Raw genomic sequence first — 26,010 nt, 5'->3', positions numbered from 1 at the left:
CCCTAGACAGCATTCTTAAATCCTGATCATTGGGCTTTCTACTTATTACACTACACTGCAGCTTCTCCGATCATTTGCCGTTCAATTTGCTTCATTTCATAAAAATAGCCTTTTTGCTCCATTAACTCCGAATAAGAACCTGTTTCGACGATCTTGCCTTGGTCCATGACCACAATTCGATCCATCTCTTCCAATCCAGTAAGACGATGACATATCAGAATAAGTGTATCTTGAGCGGTCTGTGCATAAAGATGCTTCAACACATGCTGCTCTGTCACATAATCCATCGATGAGGTAGGTTCGTCCAGAAGCCATAGACGTCCTTTGCGGAGCAGTGCTCGCGCCAGAGCCAGCCGCTGCTTCTCCCCATCCGATAGATTCTCCCCTTTTTCATAGACCATATCAGTCAACGATCTATCTGGCAGTTGTACTTTAGCCAGCACATCCAGCAATTGTTCGTCAGTATGTTCTTCCTCGCCCAGTAGCAAGTTATCGCGAATCGTTCCCCGGAAAAAATGACTTTGCTGCAACACGACATTAGCCGCTTCCCAGATGCTCTTCTCGTCCAGCTCCATTACTGAAACGCCGTTTAGTCGTATATCGCCAACTGTTGGTCTACGCAGCTTAAGCAATAATTCGATAATCGTTGATTTTCCTGACCCGCTCGGGCCGACAATCGCTGTTTTGGAGCCAGGTGAAATATGCAGGGAAATATCGTTAAGCGCCGGTCTCCACTCCCCTTCATATTGAAACGTAACACCGGATAGCTCTAACGAAACGGCTTGATTAAGAGACAACGCACCCTCTGGCTCCGATACCTGCACCTCAGAAGGCTGAACCGTTTCTGTCAATCGTTTGGCTGCATGTTCGCTATCCTCCTTATACGCGGGTAATGTAGCCATTGCCGCCGCTTCTTCAAACACGGTTAAAGAGGCCATGATTAGCATAGCAAGAAATACCCCGGCAAGTGCTCCATCCATAATCAAGTAGGCTCCAAGCGCGAGCACTCCCCATGAAATGAGAAACGTAACCAAAGTGTGCATCGCTTGCCCGCGGAGCAAGTTCTCTGCTGCTCGCTTTTGCTCAGCTGCAAGTGTTGCGGAAGCCTGCTGAAGCTGCTGCTCCCGCTGTGCCAATTGGCCGTATACTTTTAAATCCCGAAAACCATATAGTACTTCGGTGAGCTCCGTGGAAAGCTGCGCCCGCTGGTCGCGAACGCGTCCAAGTATTTTCCGCTGCCCGAGCAAAACAATGCCCGGTACAACGAATCCTGCTAAGAACATGCCGATGACAAACAGAAGAGCAATCCAGAACGAGAAGGCAGAGGTAAACAACACCGTAGCCAAGAACACCATCACGACAATGATGGGGGGATATGCCACTCGCAGGAAATAGTTTTGCAAGCTCTCTACGTCCCCAACGATCCGCGCAAGCAGATCCCCACTTCGATTTCTATTCAATATACCCGGCGTTAAAGGAATAAGCTTGGCAAAAAAGGAGGTGCGCAAACGAGAAAGTATCGAGAACGTCGCCCGGTGAGAAAACAATCGCTCTCCATAACGGCTTGCCGCCCGAAGTAGACCCAGCAGTTTGACCGTCGAGGTCAGTACAATCAAAGTATATAGCGGTGGCGCAAACACGGTTTGCGAAACGAGATACCCGCTCGCAGAAAAGAGTGCCACACCCGCTATGCCTGCGATGAATCCACCCAGAATCGAAAGCAAGATGTCTTTTCGCTCCTGAATCATCGCCTTTGACAGGACAGCCAGTTCATTCATGATGCTTCCCCCCTTTTGCGCTCTATATCGATCATCTCGGCATAATGTGGCAGGCGCTCCATAAGCTCTTCATGCCGTCCGGCATCCACTAACACTCCATGGTCCATGAATAAGATCTTGTCAGCATGCTGAATGGTATATAATCGGTGAGCCACCGTAATCATCGTAGCCGTTCTTGCCAGTTTAGCAATGGAATGCTGCAATACCCGCTCGGTGTGCAAATCCAGACCAACGGTAGGCTCATCAAACAGAATGATGTCAGGCCGCTTCAAAAAAGCTCGTGCCAACGCAAGTCGCTGTTTTTCCCCACCAGATAATCCCCTGCCTCCTTCACCAACAAAGGTACTCAGTCCATGCTCCAATTGGGCTGTAAGCGCAGCAAGACCGGCTTCCTCCGCTGCCCGCTCTATTTCAGCACCGGTAATGTTTCTACCAGCACCAATTGCAATATTCTCAGCCAATGTGCCTGTAAAAATATACGGGTGCTGTGTAATGTAGCTGACATGCTTAAACCATGCATCCTCATCCAATTGGGAAAGTGGGCTTCCATTCACCCGAACCGTTCCTGATACTGGCTTAAGGAGACCTGCAATGAGATGGAGCAATGTCGTTTTGCCGGAGCCGCTTTTGCCAACGATAGCAATGTGCTCTCCCGGACCTATCGTGATCTCTCCAGTTTTAAGCTCGAAAGAATCCGGCGCATATTGAAACCGGAGATGGCCCAGTTCTATGGTTGGCGGCATGTTGTCGATCTCTGCGAATTTCTCAGAGGTATCCGCACCTTCAGTGCTATCTAGGTCTTGGCTGTTCCCTGCTGTTTCCTCAAGCATCTGCTCCACCTTATGAATAGCCCCCATACTTGTTCGACCGCTGTGAAAGGCAGTTCCCGTATTCTTTAACAGGCTGTAGAACTCAGGAACGAGCAGCAAAACAAGAAACGCGGTGTGGAACGTCATCGATTTGAAAACAAGCAGCTGGATGGCTAGTTCAAGCGCGACAATGCCGATACTTAGCATCACGATCGACTCCAGCATGAAGGTATTCGTAAATGCAATCTTCAAAATGCCCATCGTGGCATCTCGGTAACCTAGACTGCTGCGTTCAATCTCCTGCTGCTGACGGTGAGCACGTCCGAATATTTTTAGTGTCACCAGTCCTTGAAGAGAATCTAAGAATGTACCCGAGAACTCAGCCAGCTGTGCATATTTTTCTTCGGATTTGTTCTTCGTTTTAAGCCCTACCAAAATCATAAACAGCGGAATGAACGGGGCTGTAAACAACATAATGAAACCTGTGTTGGCATGCTCTGTAAATGTAACGATCAGAATCAAAATCGGGATGATCGCTGCTTCCATCATCCGGGGCATGTATTGACTGAAATAACTGTCAGCCTCATCCACCGCATCCAGTAGAGTGCTGACCTTCCCGCCTGTCTGCCCACGAAGGGTTGAAGGCATGGAGGCTTGAGTCAAGTTCTGAAGTACGGCTGCTCGCATATTCGTCTTGGCCATTGCAGCCATACGCAGTCCAACCTTACCGTTTGCATATGACAACAGTGTGCGTACAACCATAACAACCAGAAGCAGGCCAAGCAGTACGATAACCGATGAAAAGGTAGCACGCTCCACGAAAACCCGCTGGACCGCTTCAGCAAGTAATCCAGCCTGACTCAAAATAGCTGCACCAAGCGCAAGTGAAATGACTGCGAGGAGAACTATATTTTTTCTTTGTGAAGACATTTGTTGAGAAATCAGACTGGATTTCCTTTTCACAGTTTTCTCCTCCTTTATATACAAGCTTATAATGAAATCACTTTTTCCCTTTTACATAATCCGCATCAAACAGGAATAATTTGAAGACCAGTATCAGGGACGGGATTAACAAGAGCAGACCACCAATAAATGCAGCAACTAATGCGAAGCCCATGGCTGGTGATGTAGCACTGCTCTGAACCGTGATGTACGGATCCAGAATATAAGGATAGTGCCCGATTCCGTATGCAAAAAAAGCAGTGAAAAATTGCAGCATGACGCAAATAAAAGCTAATCCGTATCGACGTCCGTTGTATATCAGCCACATGGCGATCATGAAGAAAGCAACGGAAAGACCTAATAACCACCATAAGTCCATCATGTTTTGAAAATGCCGTTCATTGTGTTGACCCAAAAAAATGAATGCTGTCAATGCAAGAATAATCGTCGGTGTGCTCCAGAACAGAGCATAGTTACGCATCAGCTTCAGAGCAGCGTGATCCTCTGCCCGAGAAGCATAAAATGCTAGAAATGATCCGCTAATAAACAGTACGGATACGATGGCGAGTCCGACGATGCTCCAAGATAACGGATTGGTAAACAGCTCCCAGTAATCCAGAGAAACCGTCTCACCCAGCTTTACAATAAAGCCGCCTTCAGATATTGTCAGCGCCACGGATAACGAAGCCGGAATAAGTAAACCTGTAGCTCCGTATAAAAACAAATACACAAGGCTTTTCTTGGAACCGTAATTTTCAAATGCATAGAAAGATCCGCGAATGGCAAGCAGGATTACGGCTATGCTTGCTGGAACAAGCAGCGCTGCGCCATAATAATAGGCCGTGTCCGGAAAGAATCCGACGATACCAATATAGAAGAAAACAAAAAATACATTCGTGATCTCCCAAACGGGAGATAAATAACGGGAAATCAGACGGTTAATCAAATGATCCTGCTTCGTCAAACGTGCATAGAAAGCGAAGAAGCCTGCTCCGAAATCAATTGAGGCTATAATTAAATAGCCGTACAAGAACAGCCAGAGCACCGTGATGCCAATCAATTCGTAACTCATTGTGCAGGATCCCCCTTTTCTATAGTCTGATTAGGATTTTCTTTTAACCATTTCTCCATCTCAACTTCTGCTGGCTTATTGTTGAACAAGCGTCTTAATACAACGACACACATGATGCCAAGTACGATGTACAGTAGCAAGAAGACGAAGAATAAAGTTCTTACCGTCGGTGAAGTCGTAGCCGCTTCCTCTACACGTAAAATTCCTCGGATAATCCATGGCTGTCGCCCAACTTCTGCATAGAACCAGCCGAGCTCAACACCCAGAAAGGCGAGCGGTGTGCAGAGTGCGATAAGCCAAAGCATCCATTTGTTCAGCTCATTGCGCTTTTTCCAGATCTTAAACAAGAAATAAAGTAGCGAAATAGCAACCAGTGCAAATCCGATTCCTGCCATTAAATCAAACAAATAATGCACGAGAAGCGGAGGCCATTCATCCTGAGGGAATTCCTCCAGCCCCGTTACCTCTGCGTTAAAGTCGCCAAAGGCCAGGAAGCTAAGGAATTTCGGCAGATGCAAGGCACCTAGAATTTCATGCTCGGCATTCAGCCAACCCATTAGAATCAGGTCCGCACCACTTTCCGTCTCAAAATGCCACTCTGCCGCCGCAAGCTTCTCCGGCTGATGCTCAGCCAAAAACTTGGCGGACACATCCCCGGCGAGCGTGTTCAGCATGCCGAACAACAAGGCAACAGCCATCATGAGGTTCAAGGCTTTTTTGTGATAAGGAGAAATTCCTTTTCTCAGCATCGCAAAGGCCGCAATTCCGGCTAATAGGATTGCCCCTGTCAAATAGGCCGAGCTTAACACATGGAATACTTTGGAGAACGTCGCCGTATTCAGCATCGCTTGCACCGGATCAACCGCTGAGAATTGACCGGCTTCCAATACAAAACCTTCAGGCTGGTTCATAAATCCGTTTACCGTCGTAATAAACACAGCAGACATGCCTGCCCCGACCACAATTGGAATCGTCAGCAGCCAGTGGATATACTTGTTTTTGAATCGATCCCAGGTATACAAATAAATGCCCAGAAAAATGGCTTCAAAAAAGAATGCGAACACTTCCATGAATAACGGCAGTGCAATGACGTTTCCAGCCATCTTCATAAAGTTCGGCCATACCAGGGCCAGCTGCAGGGAGATGATTGTACCGGTCACGACACCTACCGCAACCGAAATGACAAATCCCCTCGCCCACCTCTTCGCCATCAATGTATAATGGGGGTCTTTCTTGCGGATCCCGATGAACTCTGCAATTGCAATCATTAATGGTATACCGACGCCAATTGTTGCAAAAATCACGTGGAATGCGAGTGTCAAACCTGTCACCAGCCTGCTCCACAGTACCGTATCCATTTCCAAAATAATACTGCCTCCTTTCAAACTTCTGTTTCATCCTGGGGTAAATTCATTCTTTGAACAGGTCTGCCCGTCGTTCACCACAATCCATACCCGGGTGATAAAGGTGTCCGTCCCTCGATCTCAACTATGTAAAAAGAGATTTTTTTCACAAAGTAAGATGCTACATTGGCTGCGCCCACATCATTCTTGTGTCATACCGTACTTAGCTAGTGAACAGAGATCTGATGAGCCTTTATTAATCGGGTATGGAATGCAGGCAAATGTCCGAGTGCGAAACCTGATCGTACCGCTATTATATCTTTGTTCACCACGAATTCAATCACTGACACATGTTCGTCCTTGAATGTTCAAGAAAAGGTCAACCTTTTCTGACAACTTAGTGAAAAACATCACAGTGGACAGTGTCATAATTACAAAAAATGGACCGAGAAGTATAATACTCCTCTGGTCCACTGTTGTTATAAAACGGCTAAATCTATAGTCAAACATAGAAACTAACTGGAATTACTTTTCTTTTTTCTGTCGTTCATCATCGATTACGGAACCAATCACAATGCCTATTAACATTCCAAAACCTGACCCCAGTGAAATACTGAAACCTAGGTTAAGGTCTAAGAAGCTACTTACTGTCATGCCTAGACAAGCCCCAATAATAAATCCAGCAACAAGAAATACGGATAAAAATTTATGATTATTGTTTTTCATCGTTTCCTCCAAATTCAAATTTTAAAATTGAACCTATTGCAATGATATGAAGCCAAGCTTCACCAGTGGAGGACCCTGCATATATCTTCGAATCGTCAATTAATTTCTATAATCAGGGAACTTGTGAAGTTCTCCCCCGGCGCCAGGGTAATGATCCCCTCTTTAGCTTGAAGTTCACCTTCGAAGACGTCCATATCTGCTACTCCATGCCAAGGCTCGATGCATACAAAGGGAGCGTTCAGAGGCTGCCAGATGCCGAGGTCAGGGAAACCTTTATAAGTGACAACTACGCTTTTAGCGGACTGCTTACTTCTAAGCGAAATCTGCCGAGACCTCACATTTCGGAAAATCAATGCGCCTTCGGCGAACATTTCATGAGATAACGGCAGGATGGTCTCTTGTTTCAGAACGGACTCCGATTTACCGCTGATCAGCTGGCTGTCTGAATTCAGGAACAACCTTTCAAGGGTTTCCGATTCAGCGAACTCTAGATAGTAATCGCTTAGGCTACCTTTGTCATCCATCGGACAATTGAACGCCGGATGAGTTCCGAGCTGGAAGAAGATATCCTGTTCATCACTATTCTCCACCCGGTAGCTCAGTTCCAGTGTGCTTGCATTCAGTTTGTATGTAATAAATAGGTTGAATTTAAATGGATAACTGGCAAGGGTTTTCTCATCATAAGAGAGACGGTAAACCGCGTGAGTGTCACTTTCTTGGACCAGCGTAAATTCGCTGCGTCTTGCGAATCCGTGATTGCCGATCTTATAGGCTGTGCCGTCCACCTTAATTTCTCCATTCCGGGCCGCACCAATAATGGGAAACAGCACCGGAGAACGGCCTGTCCAATACGTGGCGTCACCGCTCCAGATATATTCAGCTTCCGGATCCAGCTTTCTGAAGCTGATCAGTTCGGCCCCAAGGGTATTAATCTCAGCTTCTGCCGAGCTACTGCGCAAAATCTTATTCATGGTTGTATACTCCCTTTTCATACTTATAGTACAGATATCCTTATTATATCAAAGTTCGTGAAGGAGATGAGAAGACGACAGCCAATTCATCGGCTGCCGTTTCTTCGAGCTTACTCAGCTATCGTTTTCCGTGACTCTAGTGTCTGTTCTCTACTTATGATTGCTTCAAGTATTTTTTTGCCTGTTGAGTCTATCATAGTTCCTTGAGTAGGCTCTTTTTTAGTAATCCATTTAAGTAATTGAGCAACATAATAGTCCATAAGAGAATTTGAGAAAAAAGAATAATTGGATAGCAATACAACTCCTACACGGAGTTCCTTGTTGAAAGCTAGATAACTATTAAAACCAGCTGTACCCCCGTTATGCCAGAGGATATCTTTATCTAGAAGTTTATCCTCACCCCAGCCAAAATAACGGTTTGAATTACCGATCCATATAGGGAGGTGACTTTTTTGCAGTGTAGAGGCTATCGGATTATCATCATTTAGATTGGCTTGGACAAATAAACTCAAATCTCTAATAGATGACTTAATCCCTCCTGCCCCTTCATGTACAGATAGATTGTCCCAATGAGGAACTCTTTTCCCAGTTGATGCATGTCCATTCAAATACCTACTATTCTGTTCTGAATCAAGCATAACGGCTGTCTCATTCATCTTTAATGGATTCGTTATATACTTTTTTAACAGTTCGTCATACGTACTTCCTGACACCTTGCACAGTATGTATCCCAGTAAACCGACACCGATATTGGAATAACCAAACGAATCCATACTATCCGTGTAATCAGCATTAGATAAGAAAGCAATTAAATCTTGCTCGGTATACATTAAATAAGGATTCGATCTCTTTTTGGCCAAGTTATGGTTGGTTGCCAATATAGGTAATCCAGAGGTATGCGTAGCAAGGCTTCTCAAGGTAATTTTATTCAAATAATCGTTTTTAGCGTTCTGTACAAACTTACCAACCGTGTCATCAGAAGAAAGCAGTTTTTCCTGTTCCATTTTTAATAGAAGTATAGATGTAAAAACTTTGGTTATGGATCCGATTTCAAACAACATATTCTCAGAAGGGACCATACTTTTCTTTTTACTATTACAAAATGAGAAGCATTCAACATCTCCCTCCCTAATAATCCCGATAGCAAGATGTAATCGTTTCTTATCTTTCGTGTAATCTGATACAAGACTATGTAAATCCTTCATAGTGGAAGTTACTCCTTTTCGTTTAATGTAGCTTTTATACATCAGAAAGTTGAAATCACGTGAACAAACCTATATTGGGAGCTAAATCATGTATTCGCTTCCATTTTTCGATATTCCTGCCCGACAATATGTCCTGGAGATAATCAATAGGCTGACCTGACTCAAAAATCAATACTAGGCTCTATGTAGAAAAAAGACACTGATATTCTTTCATCAGTGTCTTTTATGTTGATACTTTTTCACCAACATTATGGTGCATATTCATTTCAATCCGAAAACTGAAATTTAAAGCAACTTAATTAGCTCTTCTAGCTCATCAACCAATACTTTTGCTAATTCAAAATTAGTATCTTTTAAAGCCAATTCTATTTTCATTTCAACTGCTTTTTTGTTTTGTTCCGCTTCTAAATAGTTTTTATCAAAGTGACTAGCATAAATCATCTGTTTGAATTTTTTCATTTTCATTTTTCTAATCGTCTTATTGTCAATGATTAATACATAATCCATACCATTTACAACAGAATAGAAATCATGAGATATCATGAGAATTGCACCTTTATAGTCTTTAATGGCATTCTCCAGTGCAATTTGTGTATATGTGTCTAAATGACTTGTCGGTTCATCAAGAAGCAGTACGTTTGCATGACTAGCAGAAACTTTAGCCAATTGCAGTATGTTTTTTTCTCCACCAGATAGCGATTCAATCTTTTGATTAACGATTTCGCCTTCAAAGCCATAGTTTGAAATATACGATCTAACTTCATCATAAGTTTGAAACCCTGCATCGATGAATTCTTCTAATATTGTATTGGAATCCTTTAGAATCTCACCTTGATTCTGAGATAAATAAGCCACTTTAACATCATCATTGATTTCAATGGAATCATGATTATTGTTAAAAATATCTCGGAGTAAAGTTGTTTTCCCTGTACCGTTTGGACCAATAATGGCTACTTTATCCGTAGATTTTATCTCAAAGCTAACATTCTCTAAAAGCAGTTCATCAAAGGCAACACTATAATTATTGACTGTTACAACAGTGCTGTCTTCGATTTCATTCTCAATACCGAAACGGATATTCGGTTGCTTAATTTCAACAAATGGTGCCTTAATTCTACGCGCTTCTAATCTCTCTTGAAATCTAACTCTCGCTTTTAACGCTCTACCTCTAGATGCTTCAGAATTAATAGTTGCAATCGCTCTAAGATTATCAATAATGGTATCGTATCTCTCAATTTCTTCAGCCTCAGCGACTGCAATTTCTTGCAGCTCCATTTTTGTCTGAAGTAATGAGAAATTATACTCAATATATCGCCCATCAAACTCTTGGATCTCCGTGTTTTCAAGGTGAATAATTTTGTTGAAACAATGATTCAATAGATATCGATTGTGCGTAACAACTAGCAGCATGCCTTTGTGCGTATTAATAAGTTTTTTGAGCGCATTTAGATTCTCAAAATCTAAAAATACATCCGGCTCGTCCATGATCATTAAGTCAGGACTATTAAGCATTTCCTTCATTACTTGAATCAGTTTGAATTCCCCGCCGCTAAGGTCGGATACCCTAACATCTCTTAGCTTCAAGAGGTTCGCTAGATTTAGCTTCTTATTAATGTTACTCTCAAAATTCTCTCCGCCCATTGCATCAAATGCGTCTAAAGCGAGTTGATACTTTTCGAGTAACGGCTCAATATCGGTTGTGGTTTCCATTTCATTACAAATAGATGTTATTTCATTTTGTAGCTTAATAAATTCTTCCCCGATATATTCAAAAACAGTTGTTTCTTTAGTACTGTCTAGTTGGGAGAACTGACTTACATAACCGATTTTGCAGGTTGGATCTATCTCTAACTTGCCTTCGAACAAATATTTTTCTGGATCCATCAGTATATCGATCAGTGTACTTTTACCACTGCCACTTGTTCCAATAAAAGCGCAATGCTGTGCCTCTTCTAACGTAAACGAAATGTCGTTATATAGTTCTTTTTGTGGAAATGAGAAGGATAGGTTTTCAACCTTTATCATAAGTAATACCTTTCTTTACAACTAAAATGGTGACTATTTATTAAATGTATTGTCGAACACAGACTTTTAGAGTAACACTCTTTGCTAGCAAGTTCAATTCATTTTTAGTTCTTACCCTCCGAACCCATTGTAGCTCATCCATCTACTCTTTCAGAAGGATTTATTCTAATATCTCTAAATTAGAATATGTATCTAATAATCTAAATTAAAATCTGTAATTAGATCAAAGATGATAAAGAGTAGTCCCATCAATATTGTTATATATCCTCCCGTTCGCACACCCTTAATCGTTTTTACTGGAGTTAAATTAGCCTTAATATATGTATCAGTAAACAAAACCTGAGTTAGCCCTAATATAATTGTTATTGCTCCAACCATAGTGATTAACGTCATAACATACCTCCAGCAGAAATTACTATCCTTGACCCTGTAACATGTTTAATTAATATTGTTTATTTGAGGTTCCATTATAAGCAAGAAGACCAATAGTTCTTTATTCTTCTAATATCTCATTTAAAATTTCAAGCATATCTTTTAAGCTATATCCTGGATCATCTATAAAGGCAATAACCTCCTCATACGGACTTTTACTAAAATCATCCAAACCACCAATATCTTTAATATAGGGCACTCCATTCTCGTCATAATCCCACTTTCCACCTACATGTTTAATCAAATATTCGCCAAGAAAATAACTGCAAAACAGAATAATCTCTCCGTCCGAATTTTGTAGTAATATCCTTTCCACGTTTATTAATGCATTCATATCGGTGGTTTCAAGTGAATTAGAGTTCATAAACTGAATTGCCTTACTTTTAATTTCCTCTGATAAGAAATTATCTGGTACTGGCTTACCAGGAGGTATATTAAGCGCAAACCAATTAAGACCTTGGTTCTCGATAATTAGTAAAAGGGTCTTCAAAACCTCACAAAGAGAAGACTCATCTTGATAATAGAACCATTCTCCAAATTTATCACCGTCAAATAAGAATTTTGCATCTTTTTCTGCAAAACCATTATATAGGACTGCTCGAATCGTTTTTTTCTTCGTATTACTTTTATCTATTTCGATATACTCGAAATGACCATTCATCTTACGTGTAAAAAGCCAACGATTAGAACCTTTTTCATAGGCAAAGCCATGCTTTTTCATAGGCAAAGCCATGCTTTTTTAAAGGTTCGTATAGTATCTTTTCAACCTTGTCACTTATTTTCATATTACCTCCAAATGATTTAAAGAATTAGTTACTTTTACTCGTTTTAGATTTATCGGATTTATCTCATTTCCTCGTTAAATAATTAACGTATCTCGATCATTGCTTGTTCTGACTACAAAAAACCGACAAGACTTTTAAAGAAAGTCTAATGTCGGTTCAGTTCGATAAATTAAATACATATTATCTATGTTTAAGTATGATAAAGGTTAATTGTCCTATTCATTTCTGAGTATGAAGGCGGATCGATTAAGAATACGGGAGAGTTAGGGACTACTATTATTCCTTTGATGTAACAAAAGTGTTCTTTATTGGCTGCGTAAAATCCCAGCTTATTAATTTGATATCGTACTTTCTAAGCAACTCATCTGCCTGAATAACACCGTAACTAGTTCTTCCATCCTCATATTGTTCGAAATAACCAGCGTTTGGAAAGGATTGTCTGTATTCTTCATACTCTTTCAAATCTCCCATGTAATATCGTGCACTTCCTTCAGAATAATAGATTTCTTGTTTCACAACCTTTCCATCACCCCCTAGGGCAACAGGCTTATCGACTTCCAATAGTAATAAACTCTCTTTGCCACTGGCTAAATATCCTATCCATTTCCGATGTTTACCTTGCCCCTCATCCGATCCATATCCATCAAATTCACATATTAAAGTATCTTCAATAATCTTACGTTGCCCGTTCAACTCATATTCCAATCGAAATGGAAATTGTCCATGTTTGATAGTTGGTTGCGGTGGGTTCGGCTGTGAATTGATTCCAATAATCAATAACAACCAAGGCCACGACACGAAGATAATTACTGCAAGCATTGAAAAACATACCCATCCTGTTATAGTCACCAGTATTTTTTTCATAGTTGACCTCTTATTTACTTTATTATATTTTATAAAATTTCATTTCCCTTCATATAATTTAGTATCTTTTTCTTCATCACATTTTAAGGACATTGATAATACAGCTGAGATTGCATATAATGCTCCCATCAACACAAATATAACCCTTCCTCCAATAAAATCACTTAAGATACCAGAGGCACTTCTCCCAAGAGGAGAGATTACCCCGCTCAATGTATAATTAACTCCGTAAACTCTTCCTAATAAATAGTTCGGTGTACTTTTTTGTAACAGTGAATTAAAACTAGAAGCACATATACCAAAAGCAAATCCACAAAAAAAGATCGAGGTAACAATTAAATATTGACTTGTATATAACGAAATCAATCCAAAACCTAGTGCTTGAATAAAATAACTTAATAGTAAATATTGATATGGCTTTAATTTCAAATAAACAATAGCTGAATAGCCTAGCAATTGCCCTAATGCTAATGCTGAATATATAAAACCTATAATACTAGATTGATTCTCTATAGATATTGTTAAATTTTTATCTAAGAAGACAGGTAAAATCACAAAGAATGGAGAGTAAGCTAATAAGCCAACAGAGCTAACAAGAAATAGATTTCTAATTGTCTTATTATTAATAACAAACTTAAATCCTAGAAAGACCTCGTTAATGAATTTTGTATTACCATCTTTTTTTGTTTGCTCTGTATTTACATTTAGAAACATGCCGGTAACCATAGCAACAATGAATGTTGACGCATTAATAATTAAAACAGTTTCCAAACTAAGAAAAGATAGCAGAATTCCTCCCAACGCTGGACCAGCTAAATAACCAATACTTTCTGTCATACCAATTGTAGAATTAGCAACAGTAAGCTCTTCGTTCTTTACTAATGAAGGTATAACAGCGTTAACAGTTGGTTCAAAGAATTGGGTAGCCCCACCTAATAAGAAAGAAAGAGTTGATAACATAAAAATATTAAGCATGTTTGCATAGGAGAAAATACTCATCAACACAATGATACATCCACATATAAAACTTGACCAAATAATTAGTTTTTTTCTGTTTATCTTATCTGAGAATATTCCAGAAACAGATCCAAAGATAAAATTTGCGATTGCAAAAGATGCTAAGACTATCCCCGTTCCACTACCTGATTTAGTTATTCCATAAGCAGCGGCTATTAAAGTGACGGAGTATATTCCATCTCCAAGTCTTGATATCAACATCCCTATAAACATCCAAAAAATATTCTTGTTAGACCGTAAAAGATTAACTTGAGGATTAGTATTTAATTGCAGCAAATCAATCCCCCTCTTCAAAATTTTAATAAATGAATTCTCTCTGCTATCTTTTTAGTGTTCTATATAAATCTTTTTAAATATTCCGCATATATTTTATTCATAACTTTCGGGGTGTTTTCCAAGTAAACATTAATTTGTTCAATGTTTGATTCGAGTGTATTAGAGTTTCCTTCATCTGTTGGAAAATCAGATATTCCTTTTATAATAATGCACTCAACATTATTCTTCATACAGATATAAGCAATGGCACCTGCTTCTGTATCGGCAATTGTTATGTTGTTTTCTTTTAGTTCTAAATAGTCCTTCCACATAACTACAGCTTTATCAGCAGTCCCAATTGTTCCGGTGTAATATCCATCTCCATACTTAGACAAATCGATATCAATTATGAAGGATTGTTTTATAAGGGGCTCAATTTCTTTTACTGTACAATCATATTGAACAGCTTTATTCGGCACAAAAATATCTAAAATACTAAACTGATCATCTATTCCAGCACATGTTCCGACAACGATTACTTTAGTCAAATTGAATTTAGAAATCATATACTGGTTACCACCAACACCATTTACTTTTCTGACACCGGTATTGTAAAAAATAAGTTCAGTATTATTGATTGTTTTTATAAAATACTCACCATAAGGATAACTGAAACGTTCATTTTCTTTTATTTCATAGTGTTCTAATGTTGTCTCATACTCCCACTTCGTTGCTATACTTATTCCTATCATCAACTTATCACCTACCTTTCCACTCACTAAAGCAACGATCCTGTCCGTTTGATGCATAACAAAACCCCCTATTAGAACTATGAAATCTAGTTGCTTCGAATAGGAGGTTCTAAATCATTCTGAGTGATCAAATGTAAAGGTTATATCGATTAATCCTATCGGTTTCAATATGTAGATCTATAAAACATAACCGATATGAAGAAGTTGTTTTTTCAGATCGAAGTCTTCTGGTTTTGGGAGCGAATGCCATATAGCTCCTTTATCTATCCATTCTTTAAGATATCTTCTATAGGTATATCCTAAATCATCATCATGATACCCAAACTCAAAACCACAACATGAACATACTTCAAAAGTCTTATAACCATATTCATCTATAGGTGGTTCATCAAGCTTATCATATCCGCGTACCAAACAAGTGTAACATTTCATGTTTCTTGCTCCTTTTATGTATACCCTTTAGCTTAAATCAAACTTTTTTCCGAGCAATTACAATGGGCTGGAAATAACCTGATTCTGATGGCATACACCATTCAATATCGACGAACCCAACCGTACTCAAAATATGATTAAAGTCTTCTCTTAATAAAGCTCTGTAACTCTTGGCTTTTCTTTTACTAACTCATTATAATCCCTTATGCTTATGAGCAGCATGCCATTATCTTTGACTTTTGAATACATGTTGCTCACTGCCAGATATAAATCTTTGTCTGTAAGAAGGTGTGGGACTGCATTATCTGCGGAAAGAACGACATCGTAAACCCCGGAAACATCTTTCTCCAATGAACGAAAATCAGCTATCCCAAAGTTTATTTCAACCCCGAAAGAATCTGCCTCTATTCTTGCTCTTGCTATAGATACTGGACTTAAGTCAGTACCTGTTACTTTGAAGCCGTGATTAGCCAACCCTATTGCTTGTGTACCGATACCACAGGAACAGTCTAAAAGCGAGGTAACCTCTTTGCTGAGACACTCTAATTTTGAATGAATGAATTTACTTAGCACCTCTCCTTGCCAAGAAATGGCATGATGCCAATCGACAAATATAAGATGATAATCTTCTGTTAAGTCGTTATAAAAATCTAAAACAGACTCATCCATTATATTCACCACCTGGTAGATTTATTAACTAGTTATAGATAAAACAATTATATGTCTCAATCTATTCTTCATTCAGATCTATCGCATTAGATGGTGAATCCTCGATTAGTGATGACTCATTCTTATATGGACAAAAACTCTGACAACTGCCCTCTTCTTCTAGGCATATTTTTTTATTAAATCTTAGTTTTGTGCTGATAGCAGCTATTAAATCTATAATCTGACCTTCTAAAATAATCATTCTATTGTTGGTATCCATCCTGTAATTCCCCTTTTAAAGAAGCTCTCGAACGAAACTTAACGATCTTTTTCTAACTAACTTAATAACATCAAAAAAAAACCGCATAATCAGCGGTTTCTAATGTTATGATTTTGTCACCGACATGAGAATCAATCGTAGATTATATATTTTCCTTCTTCACTTAGCTTTTTTAAAGAAGTAAGCATATGATTGATTTCTTCATCCGAGTGTCTTTCCCATGAACTTAATTCAGCTAATATTTTCAAAGGAGATTTAGACCTATAGGAACGAGTTGGATTTCCAGGAAATCGTTTATCCGTTACATTCGGATCATTCTCAAAATCACCTAATGGCTCTACAACATAGACTCTCTCTTTGGATTCAGATCTAGCTAATTCAGCCCCCCATTTAGCAGCATCTAAAGTTGCAGTAAAATATATATAGTTGGATTTTTTATCCTGATAATTGGATAAGTGCAAAGGTTCGAGTAAATCTCCGATTTTCAGTTCTGCTTTAGTACCATGAAAGAATGGACCAGGATCCAAGTTGGATTTTTGATCATCCATATAAACACACCCCTTATAAGTTCTGACTTGCGTATAACAGTATAAGCTAAGTGGGCGCTGAAAAAACAGTCTATAAATGATTATTAGATGTTGTTATAATATAAGTAGAGAGTAAGATTCATTGCTATAAAATTGGATATCTCAATACTTTCAACTATTTATTCCTCTGCTTTGAAAGTTGCATACCGCCGATGATAAGCATAAACACTCCAATTAATGCTAGAAGAGTCCGAATTAAGGATGGACTTAGTAAAAACACAGTTTCACCTTGCCAGTGCAATCCAAACAAGTTTTCATCCAACCCCACAATCGACAATAACGGCTTAAAGAACAAACTCAGCGCTAAGAGTACGATCCCCCAAATAATATTTCTATTCATTGATTAAAACCTCATTTCCAATCAAGATAAATGATATTTATTTCTTCATATCCGTTATTATGTTCGGGTCAAGTACTTATCCGTGACGTATCTTTGAAAAAGTATCGACACTTATATATTACCATATATAGGTATTTGTAATTTGTTCTATTTAGCTTTAAACACTTGGTTAACTAAACAAACTACCCTTAATCTCAGCATCATGAATCCAAATAAAAAAAACACCGGTTAAGGTGCTTTTACTACTTTATATGCTGCAATTTCATCAGTAAGGATCAAATAATAAGATTTGTCATTAGCACTGGCACTAGCAATTTGAAGTGCGCCAATCTCTGGATCAAGAATCGTTTGCAGTGTATCTTCTTGATGGTCTTCCAGAGACAAGTCAGTTTTAACTACAACTTCAATAACCCCACCACTCTTCAGAAAATACTTTTCAATTACAAACATTACATCACCTCCCTCGACAACACAGTTCGACATCGATTCGGAAACTTCCTTCAATTATTTAATCAGCAGCGATTTCACTAAAGTTTCAAACTCTATTGAACAGGTGGCTCTTGATCAACATAAATATAAAAAAGCCGCTTAATCAGCGGCTTCTGATGTTACAATTTTTGTCTTCCTACGAATTAACTTATTTATCTTTATAGATAAATCTTTCTCCTTCAATTTCTATACCCTCATCTGTCTTTTTGAGAACTATAGTATCAACATTGTTTTTCACTTCTTTACCGTTGATTTCAACTTTTCTCTGGCTGTTTCTCACTAAATTTACTTCTTTATCATTAATTACAACTTCACTTTGTCCGTTCTTCTCTTGTTTCGAAACTTTATTACCATCTAGCTGGTTTATTTCAATTTTTGGTGCTTCTGAAGCTTGTCCAGTTGTAGCAAAAATAGTAATGCCTCCTACAACTAATGTACTTGCTAATGCTACTCCCAAAATCGATGTTTTCTTTAATTTCATAATAGATACAATCCTTTCTTCGATTCCATTTTTACTAAAATTATTGCAAAGCGAGGTCATTTTTTGACTTTTCTCAGCCATATTTATTAGAGATAAAGCATATTCTGATTTTGTTTCATCTCCAAATTGTCGAATTACTTTCTCGTCACAAGATAATTCAATATCTCTATTTACGATATAGTACATAACCCATACTAGTGGATTAAACCAGTGCAGAGCTACAATGACCGTCAATATGACTTTCCATAATACATCCCATCTTTTGATGTGAACGTATTCGTGGGCTAAAACAAATTGAAGGTTTTTCTCATCGTTCCAATCGAATGATTTAGGAAAAATAATCACTGGTTTAAACAGTTTGTATGTACAAGGAGTTGTTATTCTATCTGATACAGAGATTTGAACCGTTCTTTTTAACGTATTTTTTCGTAGCCATTCATTAAGATAAGAATTATCTTTAACTGGGATAGCAGTTTGAAATTCTTTATAAGTTCTAACATAAAGTATTATAAAGAATACTAAGATTGTGATTGCACCAATGAACCATATTGATAAGACGAAGTCACTCTGTATAGCAAGTGAAAAATGACTATATACCGTATTGGATTCTTGTGGAACCTTAATGACCTCTTTTATAAGATCTGAACCTTGTGTATTCGTGATATTAGAAAATAGACTTTGAATTAATGGAAGAAAATTAAGTTTTGAATAAAAAGAATAGGGAACGATAAGTTTTAATGCAACTATCCCCCAAAGTATTAATAATGTTATCTTTGGTATCTTATTCATAAACAACAACCTAATTAACATTACACCAATAAGTAGGACCGAAGCGTCTAAGCTCATTTGTATAATATTCATGGTATATCCTTATTCAAAATCTTTAACAATCTGTTTTAATTTAGAAATATCACTAGATGATAATTTTTTTTGATCTAATAAAGATGCAAATAATAAAGATGTTGAACCATTAAACATTTTTTCAATCAATTCGCTTGTTTCTTGTTCTTGAATTTGTTCTTTAGCAATTAAAGGATGACATATAAAGTTCGGTTCAATTCTTTCAATTGCTCCTTTTTTGATACATTTTTTTATTACCGTATAAGTAGTATTTTTATTCCAACCGATTTTTTCATTTAACTTTTGTGAAAGTTCTTTGGCTGTCAGATCCCCTTCTTCCCACAGAATATTCATAACTTGTAATTCTGAATCAAATAATTTAATTTCCATACGCGCGTACTCCTTTGATTTGTAGACTATTGCAATAATCTATACACGAATACTACTCCGATAGTCTGTGGTTGTCAAGACTATTGTGGTAGTCTCAAAAAATATTCAGGTTATATTGAGTTCTCCCCTAGTTAAGTGACCGCATCATTTACAAATCTTCTGCAATGTGGGTATATAAAAAACGGCAATCGATCATGTGACCGACTGCCGTAATTTTGCCTCTAACTCTTTATCACAAGCTATGAATTATGGTTTCTTCATCCCAAAATCCTTTTACTTCATCTAGAATTTGATCAGCAGGTGTTATTGTTGCCTCGAAGATCGTTCTGCCTGTTTTTCTTAAGTAATACTGGATTAAGTAATATCCGCAAGCGTAACCAGCGCTGTAAGGCATATTGACCGGTTTAAAGTTCTGAAGTTCTGCGATCTCGTCACCGTAAAGATACGGGGCAATTTGATCAAACCCCGTTAATTGCAATTGCTCTCGGAGCACGGGCTTAATACGTGTGTTAAGTGTTTCTGCACTTGTATTTGTTACCCAAGGGCCGAGGAATTCTTCTCCAAACATGAACGTAGCAAAGTTTTCAGCTAATCCTTCACTTACAATGAGCTCACCCAAATTAACGCTATGATCCCACTGAATAAATTGATATCTCACATTATGGTTACATTCGTGCGCCAGAGCAACCTTCATCCGAGGAATGGTGTACTCATTTGGCAAGAGTGTACCCCAGATAAACCCGGGAATACCCCCAAAACCGCTATATCCTTCGTTTATTACTAAGACACGGCTTTCCGGATTCCCTAATTGAATGGTAAACAAATAATCGGAGACCGGGAGGTTAATATCATGTTCTTCAAAAAGAAGCAGACTCTTCTTCACAGTACGCTCACACTCTAACCAAAATGATTCAGACGAAATCAGACCGATCTCAGACGAAATCTGTGGGGTTATCTGATCAGGGGATCGATGCATCATACTATTAAACGTAATAACGTCAAAACCATTCGCCGCTTCCGCTCTAAAAGGGATCTGTTGAATCTGCAATTGTTTCATAAAAGGAGCCATCATTTCGTTTCTAAATAATTCAAGCTTTTCTTCGGGTGAAGCTTCGGCAACTTTTTGATAAATGTGATCTGAACGCAGTGATTGTATATTCATCTCTCTCACTCCTTGTCGTTTATAGTGAGAAGTATGAACTATGACCTAACGTCAGAGTCAAGAACTTTGGTAAACCCTATATATTCATATAATGGGTATAGAGTTGCTCGAAGGTTGAAAATCGTTCAACTTCTCTACCGACCTTACCATATTCGTCTACATATTCATCCATCATTTCAAGGAACTTTTTTTTCAAAACGGGTAAATCACTTGCATCAAAGTACTGCATAAGATCAAATTTCTTGGTCCCTTTCTCTGCAGCCATTTCATCAAGAAACTCTTGTGCTCCAAAAGCTGAAAGAAAGGCATAGGAAGCATCGTTCGTTTTGACACTGTTCAAGATTTTATTACGGTAATTGCACCATAATTCTTCGTAAGTTCCCTTCAGATTATCAAAAGTAGGAACAGGTTTAACAATTAAGTTATCACACATCGTGCTATACAACCTCGTAACACTATTCAACATATTAAAAGATGCTATTCGGATTTCTTCAATGGTATGAGCTTCGATAACTGACATGTATTCGGATTCGATATTATCTGGAACATAGCGGTACGAACATATTTCTTCCAAGTATCGCTTGATTCCTCGTTTAATACACATGTTATTCATGCTGACCAAGGCATTAACTAGATTGTACAGAACATCAGCAGATGCATATCGTACCGATCCGATATCATCACCCAGCATTGTATCGCTGTAAGCCTGCTTAGCCAGATCGATCCATGGCTTTGCTCGATTAAGACACGCTTCTCCAATTGGATTCGAGAGTGCATCAAGAGCATTTTGCCTGAATTCGTTCAGCTTTTCTAAATCCTCAGGCTTTGCATAATAGAGTATTTTGAGATCGGTTAAGCTTGATACATTGGGACTCTCCAAAGTGGACTGAGCGTATATTCTTGTATCCCATGGTGTGCAATAGATGTCATATCCAATGTCATCTAAGATGAAGCAACTGGATATCCCCCATCCCCTATCTGTATTATTTATGATAATTAAATCAAGATCACTCTTTTCATGAAAATCTCCTGTGTTAAATGAACCTGTAAGCCCGATAATTGCGATATCGTCTAGAAAATCTCTCTTTACGCGTTCGATTACCATATTGATTAGTTGTTCATTTTTGTCCAATAGCTTGCTCTTTATAATTTCGTTCATTCTTTACACCCCTTCACATAAGCCGGCCGTATTCATTTCAACAACCATAGCTTGAGTCTATCGATTTAGAGGTGTGATTGATATGTATAATTTGTTTTAAATCATCTTTGCACAAAATCCGCTAAACCGTCGATATGACGATTAGCGGATTTCATTAGTTAGTTGAACATTTGGCCTCAGAATATTGGACGCTGCGCATACCATTGATCCAAATCAATAGAACCTTGTACTCCTAACAAGCGGTAAAAATAACGGTACACCTTGCGATACTTCGATATATCAGGGGGAGCTAGGATCGTCGAGTAACCTTCAAGGAAAGAAGCTGCAGATGTCTCATCGAGCACATACTCTAGTCCTACAAAATCAAATTCGCGCGGGCCTATTGCATAAGCTTCAACATCGACGACCGCAGACAACATACCGTCTTTGATTAAGAACTGCGACGGGTCCAAATCAATAAACACGGGGCAAAAATGGTACGGTACGGGTAGATCAATAAGCTGACTGATAATATCATCTACCTGTGCCTTGATCTTACGATCATGCATATAATCGCGCTCGACAAGATGCTGGATCGTTTGGGACATGTGGACGTGGAAGGACTCTTTTCTGTCAATTTGGCCAGATGAAAGGTTTCCGAAGTAATCGTAACGATTTAAATGGACTTGGGCTAGCCACATACCTAACTGATGAAGAAGCGCATGAGATTGCCCAATGAATGCCCGAAGTGTCTCACCATTCATCTTCTCGACAACGAGATACTCCTTGTTATCGATATCAGTTCTCGAATATACCTGAGGTACCCGAATGTCCAAAATGGAACCGAGCATTGCAGCATTTTTCTCGAAATGTCGCATTTGTCTCGGGTCGATCCCAAATAAATCGTAACAGCCCCACCAAAACTCGCGGCTCGGCGCCTCAGTCATTCTGGATGAACGTACGACGTACTCACCACGAGCAGTTTTGACTAACCATACATCGCTCGCATGCCCAGAATAACCTGGATCTAGAGATGTGATCCTCTCGATAGGATCGTGAAAAAGTTCCTGTAGCTTATACTCGATAGCCATGAATGAAATTCTCCTTATTACTATATTAGTGCCATCATTCGATTTGACAGCGTTTTTTCAATAATATGGAATTAGACGTAAGAATGTGGGGGCAGTTATACTAGGAAAGCTTTTATATCTATTAATATGTATTGATATCTATTAATGAATGATTTTGGGAGGAACAATGTTCTTGGTATTCCTTTGTTGGGTAGTCGCTGTTATAGCAATTGGGTTCGGCTTTTATACTACTAAAGAGGTCCATAAGAATCGAAAGGTTACTGATTCAATCGTACTGCCTAGTTTCTTAAACATTTCATCCGATACTTTTATAGGTTGGATCTTTGGGGCAATAATCTGTGTAATCGGTAGTATATTGTTTGGCTTGTTTGTGGGACTATTATTAAAAATATTACCATGGTGGATGGTAAGAAGTATTCATTTTATCGTAGGATTCGGATTATTTGTATTCGGATTTTATCTCATAATTTCCACTTAAACCAACGACCGTGACCGTCTGTTTCTGCTAGCGTTTCACGGTGTTCATTTCCATTAATATAGTAATCAAGATGAAGGTCAGGGTCCCACATATTGTTGTAGAGATGAAATACTTCTCGTTCATTACCCAATGACTGAATTTGCGCACTTAGTTTATTCTTAGAATCTGCCGGTATCTGGTTGGCAACATGGGTATGAAAAATACATATGGATGAATCCTGAGAAATAGTAGGGATAATTTCTGGAAGAATGGATATCCCGTCTCCTTCAATCAGTTCAATGGGCTGGCTTTTTAGGTAATCAGCTGCTTTTTCAAAATACGTATTACGTTCCTTGTGTTCTGGCCAAATCAATGCTTTTAGCCAAAGATAATCTTCGGGATTGTTTAGGTTATTAACGTGTAAGTCTAATCCGATTCTGCGTGTGACAGGTGGACTATGCTCAAACAAAAATGGAAACTTATCTCCTTTTATTTCTGCACTTATCTCTAACGTCGAATGTTCAGATCCGTACTTTTGGCTGGAATTATAAGAGTAGGTATATTGGTCCCATAGAAGTTGCAGGCCCGCACTCGTTCCCAATTCTATTAGAGTCAGCGGCTTCTTTGATATCCTATAGATGTGACAAAAGCTGGGGTATAAATAGGTGCATCGTCTAACTTCATTCGTCTGGACACGTTTACTTTCTAAAAGTTGAATAATCTTATTTTCGTTCTGTATACAAAAATCCTTGAAATAAAATATTGCTCCTGAAGCTTCCTTGGGTTGGTCGGCTATGGTGGCATAATACGCGCCCAACTCATGTTCTACCCCACTTAAAAGCAAATAATGAACTGCCCCCAGTAAGAGGTTGGGTACGGGTTGACCCGATTTGGAATGTGCGGCTAATGTAAGCAAGTCCAAGTCGTTTGCTATGTTCGCTGCAAGATGTTCATAAAGCAGACTTGAGTCTCTACACTCTCTTTCTGCAAAAATCCTAAAACGTTCCGATAGAACTTGGATATCCAACGCCATTACCACCCTAGCCTTAAAATATTAGCAACATTCGAATGAATATGCTTGTTGGTTTAGCATCTAACAAACTATATTTTCATTTGATATACCCCAGCCTCACCAAGAAAATCTTCTCTGGTCAAACCTTTTTCTCCAAGGAATATCCGATAATTCGTAATTGTACCATCATGTGAAATGATGAATATTCTTTTATAGCTTTCACCGATCCACTCTAATAACCGCTTAGCATATCCTTCAAAAATAGTTTGTTCGATCGTATTTATTCCTTCTGTCCAGCAATCCAAGTCGAAATCAAGAAACCCAATATCTGCATATCTAGTTGTGATTTCAGTTTTAGATAGGATGTGATCACATGCGAAAAAGGGAAGTTCGGGGTTCTGAGGAAACATTCGCGGACCTACAAATGGTGAAATAATGAAGTCTTTACTATTTTTCAAAATAGTTGCCGTCTCAATAGTACGTATAGTTGGACTTACAAGCACTAAATCTTCAGGATTAATCCTAATTTCATTTCGTAGCTGTGTTACTTGAAACTTGCCGTATTCCGTAAGACCAGGATGCAGCGTATTCAACCGATTTGGGTAATCATTGAGATGTTCTCCATGACCGTGACGAATGAATATGAATTCCATTTCCCTTCCTCCTAACATCAAATCCGATATTAGGTATTCTAGAATGTATTGATCAATCCTGCCGTTAGTTGAATAAAGGCAGTCGATCGTACTGATCAGCTGCCTTCTTATTTTTATTGAACTATCGTTTCCCGTTAGTTCAACGTCAATTACGCGCCGGGTCCGACGGACTTAGCTACGCAGAGTTGTGAGCTGATTCCAATTCTCTACCTATTTCTTCTTGCGAATCAAGGTCCGAACGGACCGCAGCGTAGATACGGTGTTATGCGCTGTTACTTGCCCTCTTCGAATTCGCCAATAAAGTTCGTGCTTTATAGAATATCCAGGTACTATAGTACTATACAATGACTCTTTATCTTTGTGAACAGCTACTTTATTCAAGAAATAAAAATCTGATAAAGATACGCTTATCTTGCCTACTGGGGCTACATATTCATTGCAAGTCCACTCATCAAACTGCACTTTTCCTTGTCCAGACATATGAAATTTTTCTTTAGGTAGTATGTACAGCATGCCATCCGTCCAAGGATTGTTCTTTATTGTAGATTCATTTATTGAATAAAAATGGTACTTTTTGTTTCGTCCTATAAGACATCCATTTCGAAAACTCCCGATTAATGCACTTCGATTAAATACTGCATAGAAAATAGACCATATTGGTTCTGTCGTCGCAAACACAGCTTTCGTTAGTTCATTGTTGTACAATGTTTGTTCGCGTGGTTCAAATCTATCAATATTGCGATAATTAGAACCGTGAAACACGTAGCTTCCTTTCAATGATAAATACTGTAGAAAACGGTACTTGGGGTATTGTAAAGTATAGTCAATTAATCGACCTTCATTAACTGATTTTGATAACTCTTCATATTTCTCGATTTCTTCTTTAGTAAAAACAACGATGGGAGATTGATACATCAATATTGATAGAATTAGTGAAATCATCAACTTAGAAATAACCCTCCCCATATGTAATTGCACATAACGGTTATTCACGAACTTCGTAAATAATTCCGTATGTAGGGTATATTCGCGAA

At 38.7% G+C, this 26,010-nt stretch carries 27 protein-coding genes; all 27 read right to left on the bottom strand.

The annotated features are described in order from the left end of the window. Positions 1-50 precede the first annotated feature (50 nt). The 27 genes from cydC to ACK8P5_RS12480 all read right to left on the bottom strand — a co-directional run bounded on the left by cydC (position 51) and on the right by ACK8P5_RS12480 (position 25,921). The gene (gene cydC / locus ACK8P5_RS12610; RefSeq protein WP_422661269.1) at positions 51-1,778 is read right to left on the bottom strand and encodes a thiol reductant ABC exporter subunit CydC; all 1,728 of its coding nucleotides are present in this window, start codon (positions 1,776-1,778) and stop codon (positions 51-53) included. Then, complete coding sequence (gene cydD / locus ACK8P5_RS12605; protein ID WP_422661268.1) at positions 1,775-3,550, bottom strand: thiol reductant ABC exporter subunit CydD; 1,776 nt, start codon at positions 3,548-3,550, stop codon at positions 1,775-1,777. Before cydD ends, cydC begins: the two co-directional genes overlap by 4 nt. Before the next feature lie 37 nt (positions 3,551-3,587). Beyond that, a complete protein-coding gene (locus tag ACK8P5_RS12600; RefSeq protein WP_422661267.1) occupies positions 3,588-4,601 on the bottom strand; it encodes a cytochrome d ubiquinol oxidase subunit II in 1,014 nt (337 codons plus the stop codon). Next, entirely contained in the window at positions 4,598-5,965 is a 1,368-nt protein-coding gene (locus tag ACK8P5_RS12595; RefSeq protein ID WP_422661266.1) for a cytochrome ubiquinol oxidase subunit I, read from the bottom strand. Before ACK8P5_RS12595 ends, ACK8P5_RS12600 begins: the two co-directional genes overlap by 4 nt. 504 nt (positions 5,966-6,469) lie before the next feature. Next, positions 6,470-6,670, bottom strand: a complete 201-nt coding sequence (locus tag ACK8P5_RS12590) for a hypothetical protein (protein ID WP_422661265.1) — start codon at positions 6,668-6,670, stop codon at positions 6,470-6,472. 95 nt (positions 6,671-6,765) lie between these two features. Then, positions 6,766-7,641 carry an aldose 1-epimerase family protein gene (locus ACK8P5_RS12585; RefSeq protein WP_422661264.1) on the bottom strand — a complete coding sequence of 292 codons (876 nt, stop codon included), beginning with the start codon at positions 7,639-7,641 and terminating at the stop codon, positions 6,766-6,768. Between the two features lie 110 nt (positions 7,642-7,751). Beyond that, positions 7,752-8,846, bottom strand: coding sequence for a serine hydrolase domain-containing protein (locus ACK8P5_RS12580; protein WP_422661263.1), 1,095 nt, complete (start codon positions 8,844-8,846; stop codon positions 7,752-7,754). 285 nt (positions 8,847-9,131) lie between these two features. Further along, positions 9,132-10,871: an ABC-F family ATP-binding cassette domain-containing protein gene (locus ACK8P5_RS12575; RefSeq protein ID WP_422661262.1), complete on the bottom strand. Its 1,740-nt coding sequence runs from the start codon at positions 10,869-10,871 to the stop codon at positions 9,132-9,134. 192 nt (positions 10,872-11,063) lie between these two features. Beyond that, positions 11,064-11,264 carry a hypothetical protein gene (locus ACK8P5_RS12570; protein WP_422661261.1) on the bottom strand — a complete coding sequence of 67 codons (201 nt, stop codon included), beginning with the start codon at positions 11,262-11,264 and terminating at the stop codon, positions 11,064-11,066. A gap of 100 nt (positions 11,265-11,364) precedes the next feature. After that, positions 11,365-12,036 (bottom strand): hypothetical protein, encoded by a 672-nt coding sequence (locus ACK8P5_RS12565; protein ID WP_422661260.1) that lies wholly within the window; start codon positions 12,034-12,036, stop codon positions 11,365-11,367. A 328-nt stretch (positions 12,037-12,364) separates the two neighbouring features. Then, positions 12,365-12,952: a hypothetical protein gene (locus ACK8P5_RS12560; RefSeq protein ID WP_422661259.1), complete on the bottom strand. Its 588-nt coding sequence runs from the start codon at positions 12,950-12,952 to the stop codon at positions 12,365-12,367. 39 nt (positions 12,953-12,991) lie between these two features. After that, a complete protein-coding gene (locus ACK8P5_RS12555; protein ID WP_422661258.1) occupies positions 12,992-14,245 on the bottom strand; it encodes an MFS transporter in 1,254 nt (417 codons plus the stop codon). A gap of 59 nt (positions 14,246-14,304) precedes the next feature. Continuing rightward, a complete protein-coding gene (locus ACK8P5_RS12550; RefSeq protein WP_422661466.1) occupies positions 14,305-14,976 on the bottom strand; it encodes a permease in 672 nt (223 codons plus the stop codon). Positions 14,977-15,153: 177 nt separating this feature from the next. Further along, positions 15,154-15,408, bottom strand: a complete 255-nt coding sequence (locus ACK8P5_RS12545; RefSeq protein WP_422661257.1) for a hypothetical protein — start codon at positions 15,406-15,408, stop codon at positions 15,154-15,156. A 150-nt stretch (positions 15,409-15,558) separates the two neighbouring features. Further along, positions 15,559-16,077, bottom strand: a complete 519-nt coding sequence (locus ACK8P5_RS12540) for a class I SAM-dependent methyltransferase (RefSeq protein WP_422661256.1) — start codon at positions 16,075-16,077, stop codon at positions 15,559-15,561. 61 nt (positions 16,078-16,138) lie between these two features. Beyond that, complete coding sequence (locus ACK8P5_RS12535; protein WP_422661255.1) at positions 16,139-16,336, bottom strand: hypothetical protein; 198 nt, start codon at positions 16,334-16,336, stop codon at positions 16,139-16,141. A 131-nt stretch (positions 16,337-16,467) separates the two neighbouring features. Beyond that, the gene (gene arr / locus ACK8P5_RS12530; RefSeq protein WP_422661254.1) at positions 16,468-16,884 is read right to left on the bottom strand and encodes an NAD(+)--rifampin ADP-ribosyltransferase; all 417 of its coding nucleotides are present in this window, start codon (positions 16,882-16,884) and stop codon (positions 16,468-16,470) included. Between the two features lie 154 nt (positions 16,885-17,038). Beyond that, positions 17,039-17,263, bottom strand: a complete 225-nt coding sequence (locus tag ACK8P5_RS12525; RefSeq protein WP_422661253.1) for a hypothetical protein — start codon at positions 17,261-17,263, stop codon at positions 17,039-17,041. Positions 17,264-17,491: 228 nt separating this feature from the next. Then, on the bottom strand, positions 17,492-17,713 hold the full coding sequence (locus ACK8P5_RS12520; RefSeq protein WP_422661252.1) for a hypothetical protein: 222 nt from the start codon (positions 17,711-17,713) through the stop codon (positions 17,492-17,494). A 187-nt stretch (positions 17,714-17,900) separates the two neighbouring features. Beyond that, positions 17,901-19,079, bottom strand: a complete 1,179-nt coding sequence (locus ACK8P5_RS12515) for a M56 family metallopeptidase (protein ID WP_422661465.1) — start codon at positions 19,077-19,079, stop codon at positions 17,901-17,903. A 24-nt stretch (positions 19,080-19,103) separates the two neighbouring features. Next, on the bottom strand, positions 19,104-19,463 hold the full coding sequence (locus ACK8P5_RS12510) for a BlaI/MecI/CopY family transcriptional regulator (protein WP_422661251.1): 360 nt from the start codon (positions 19,461-19,463) through the stop codon (positions 19,104-19,106). Between the two features lie 232 nt (positions 19,464-19,695). Beyond that, on the bottom strand, positions 19,696-20,625 hold the full coding sequence (locus ACK8P5_RS12505) for a DUF2268 domain-containing protein (protein WP_422661250.1): 930 nt from the start codon (positions 20,623-20,625) through the stop codon (positions 19,696-19,698). Positions 20,626-20,701: 76 nt separating this feature from the next. After that, complete coding sequence (locus tag ACK8P5_RS12500) at positions 20,702-21,784, bottom strand: nucleotidyltransferase domain-containing protein (RefSeq protein WP_422661249.1); 1,083 nt, start codon at positions 21,782-21,784, stop codon at positions 20,702-20,704. Between the two features lie 176 nt (positions 21,785-21,960). After that, positions 21,961-22,854, bottom strand: a complete 894-nt coding sequence (locus ACK8P5_RS12495) for an aminoglycoside phosphotransferase family protein (RefSeq protein ID WP_422661248.1) — start codon at positions 22,852-22,854, stop codon at positions 21,961-21,963. Positions 22,855-23,315: 461 nt separating this feature from the next. Continuing rightward, on the bottom strand, positions 23,316-24,338 hold the full coding sequence (locus tag ACK8P5_RS12490; protein WP_422661247.1) for a DUF2332 domain-containing protein: 1,023 nt from the start codon (positions 24,336-24,338) through the stop codon (positions 23,316-23,318). Positions 24,339-24,412: 74 nt separating this feature from the next. Next, positions 24,413-24,976, bottom strand: coding sequence for a histidine phosphatase family protein (locus tag ACK8P5_RS12485; RefSeq protein WP_422661246.1), 564 nt, complete (start codon positions 24,974-24,976; stop codon positions 24,413-24,415). A 210-nt stretch (positions 24,977-25,186) separates the two neighbouring features. After that, a complete protein-coding gene (locus ACK8P5_RS12480; protein ID WP_422661245.1) occupies positions 25,187-25,921 on the bottom strand; it encodes a hypothetical protein in 735 nt (244 codons plus the stop codon). Positions 25,922-26,010 lie beyond the last annotated feature (89 nt).

Origin of the sequence: Paenibacillus sp. EC2-1, assembly GCF_049311625.1 — a bacterium.
In the GTDB taxonomy this organism is placed as follows: Bacteria; Bacillota; Bacilli; order Paenibacillales; family Paenibacillaceae; genus Paenibacillus_AQ.
The sequence above is the reverse complement of the archived record's forward strand: the minus strand, read 5'-3'. Positions and strand labels throughout refer to the sequence as shown.

Excerpts from the sequence above, each read along its gene's own strand:
- cydC (WP_422661269.1), bottom strand. The coding sequence starts at position 1,778 with ATGAATGAACTGGCTGTCCTGTCAAAGGCGATGATTCAGGAGCGAAAA.
- ACK8P5_RS12600 (WP_422661267.1), bottom strand. The coding sequence starts at position 4,601 with ATGAGTTACGAATTGATTGGCATCACGGTGCTCTGGCTGTTCTTGTAC.
- ACK8P5_RS12590 (WP_422661265.1), bottom strand. The coding sequence starts at position 6,670 with ATGAAAAACAATAATCATAAATTTTTATCCGTATTTCTTGTTGCTGGA.
- ACK8P5_RS12585 (WP_422661264.1), bottom strand. The coding sequence starts at position 7,641 with ATGAATAAGATTTTGCGCAGTAGCTCGGCAGAAGCTGAGATTAATACC.
- ACK8P5_RS12580 (WP_422661263.1), bottom strand. The coding sequence starts at position 8,846 with ATGAAGGATTTACATAGTCTTGTATCAGATTACACGAAAGATAAGAAA.
- ACK8P5_RS12575 (WP_422661262.1), bottom strand. The coding sequence starts at position 10,871 with ATGATAAAGGTTGAAAACCTATCCTTCTCATTTCCACAAAAAGAACTA.
- ACK8P5_RS12570 (WP_422661261.1), bottom strand. The coding sequence starts at position 11,264 with ATGACGTTAATCACTATGGTTGGAGCAATAACAATTATATTAGGGCTA.
- ACK8P5_RS12565 (WP_422661260.1), bottom strand. The coding sequence starts at position 12,036 with ATGGCTTTGCCTATGAAAAAGCATGGCTTTGCCTATGAAAAAGGTTCT.
- ACK8P5_RS12560 (WP_422661259.1), bottom strand. The coding sequence starts at position 12,952 with ATGAAAAAAATACTGGTGACTATAACAGGATGGGTATGTTTTTCAATG.
- ACK8P5_RS12550 (WP_422661466.1), bottom strand. The coding sequence starts at position 14,976 with ATGATAGGAATAAGTATAGCAACGAAGTGGGAGTATGAGACAACATTA.
- ACK8P5_RS12545 (WP_422661257.1), bottom strand. The coding sequence starts at position 15,408 with ATGAAATGTTACACTTGTTTGGTACGCGGATATGATAAGCTTGATGAA.
- ACK8P5_RS12540 (WP_422661256.1), bottom strand. The coding sequence starts at position 16,077 with ATGGATGAGTCTGTTTTAGATTTTTATAACGACTTAACAGAAGATTAT.
- ACK8P5_RS12535 (WP_422661255.1), bottom strand. The coding sequence starts at position 16,336 with ATGGATACCAACAATAGAATGATTATTTTAGAAGGTCAGATTATAGAT.
- arr (WP_422661254.1), bottom strand. The coding sequence starts at position 16,884 with ATGGATGATCAAAAATCCAACTTGGATCCTGGTCCATTCTTTCATGGT.
- ACK8P5_RS12525 (WP_422661253.1), bottom strand. The coding sequence starts at position 17,263 with ATGAATAGAAATATTATTTGGGGGATCGTACTCTTAGCGCTGAGTTTG.
- ACK8P5_RS12520 (WP_422661252.1), bottom strand. The coding sequence starts at position 17,713 with ATGTTTGTAATTGAAAAGTATTTTCTGAAGAGTGGTGGGGTTATTGAA.
- ACK8P5_RS12515 (WP_422661465.1), bottom strand. The coding sequence starts at position 19,079 with ATGAGCTTAGACGCTTCGGTCCTACTTATTGGTGTAATGTTAATTAGG.
- ACK8P5_RS12510 (WP_422661251.1), bottom strand. The coding sequence starts at position 19,463 with ATGGAAATTAAATTATTTGATTCAGAATTACAAGTTATGAATATTCTG.
- ACK8P5_RS12505 (WP_422661250.1), bottom strand. The coding sequence starts at position 20,625 with ATGAATATACAATCACTGCGTTCAGATCACATTTATCAAAAAGTTGCC.
- ACK8P5_RS12500 (WP_422661249.1), bottom strand. The coding sequence starts at position 21,784 with ATGAACGAAATTATAAAGAGCAAGCTATTGGACAAAAATGAACAACTA.
- ACK8P5_RS12495 (WP_422661248.1), bottom strand. The coding sequence starts at position 22,854 with ATGGCTATCGAGTATAAGCTACAGGAACTTTTTCACGATCCTATCGAG.
- ACK8P5_RS12485 (WP_422661246.1), bottom strand. The coding sequence starts at position 24,976 with ATGGAATTCATATTCATTCGTCACGGTCATGGAGAACATCTCAATGAT.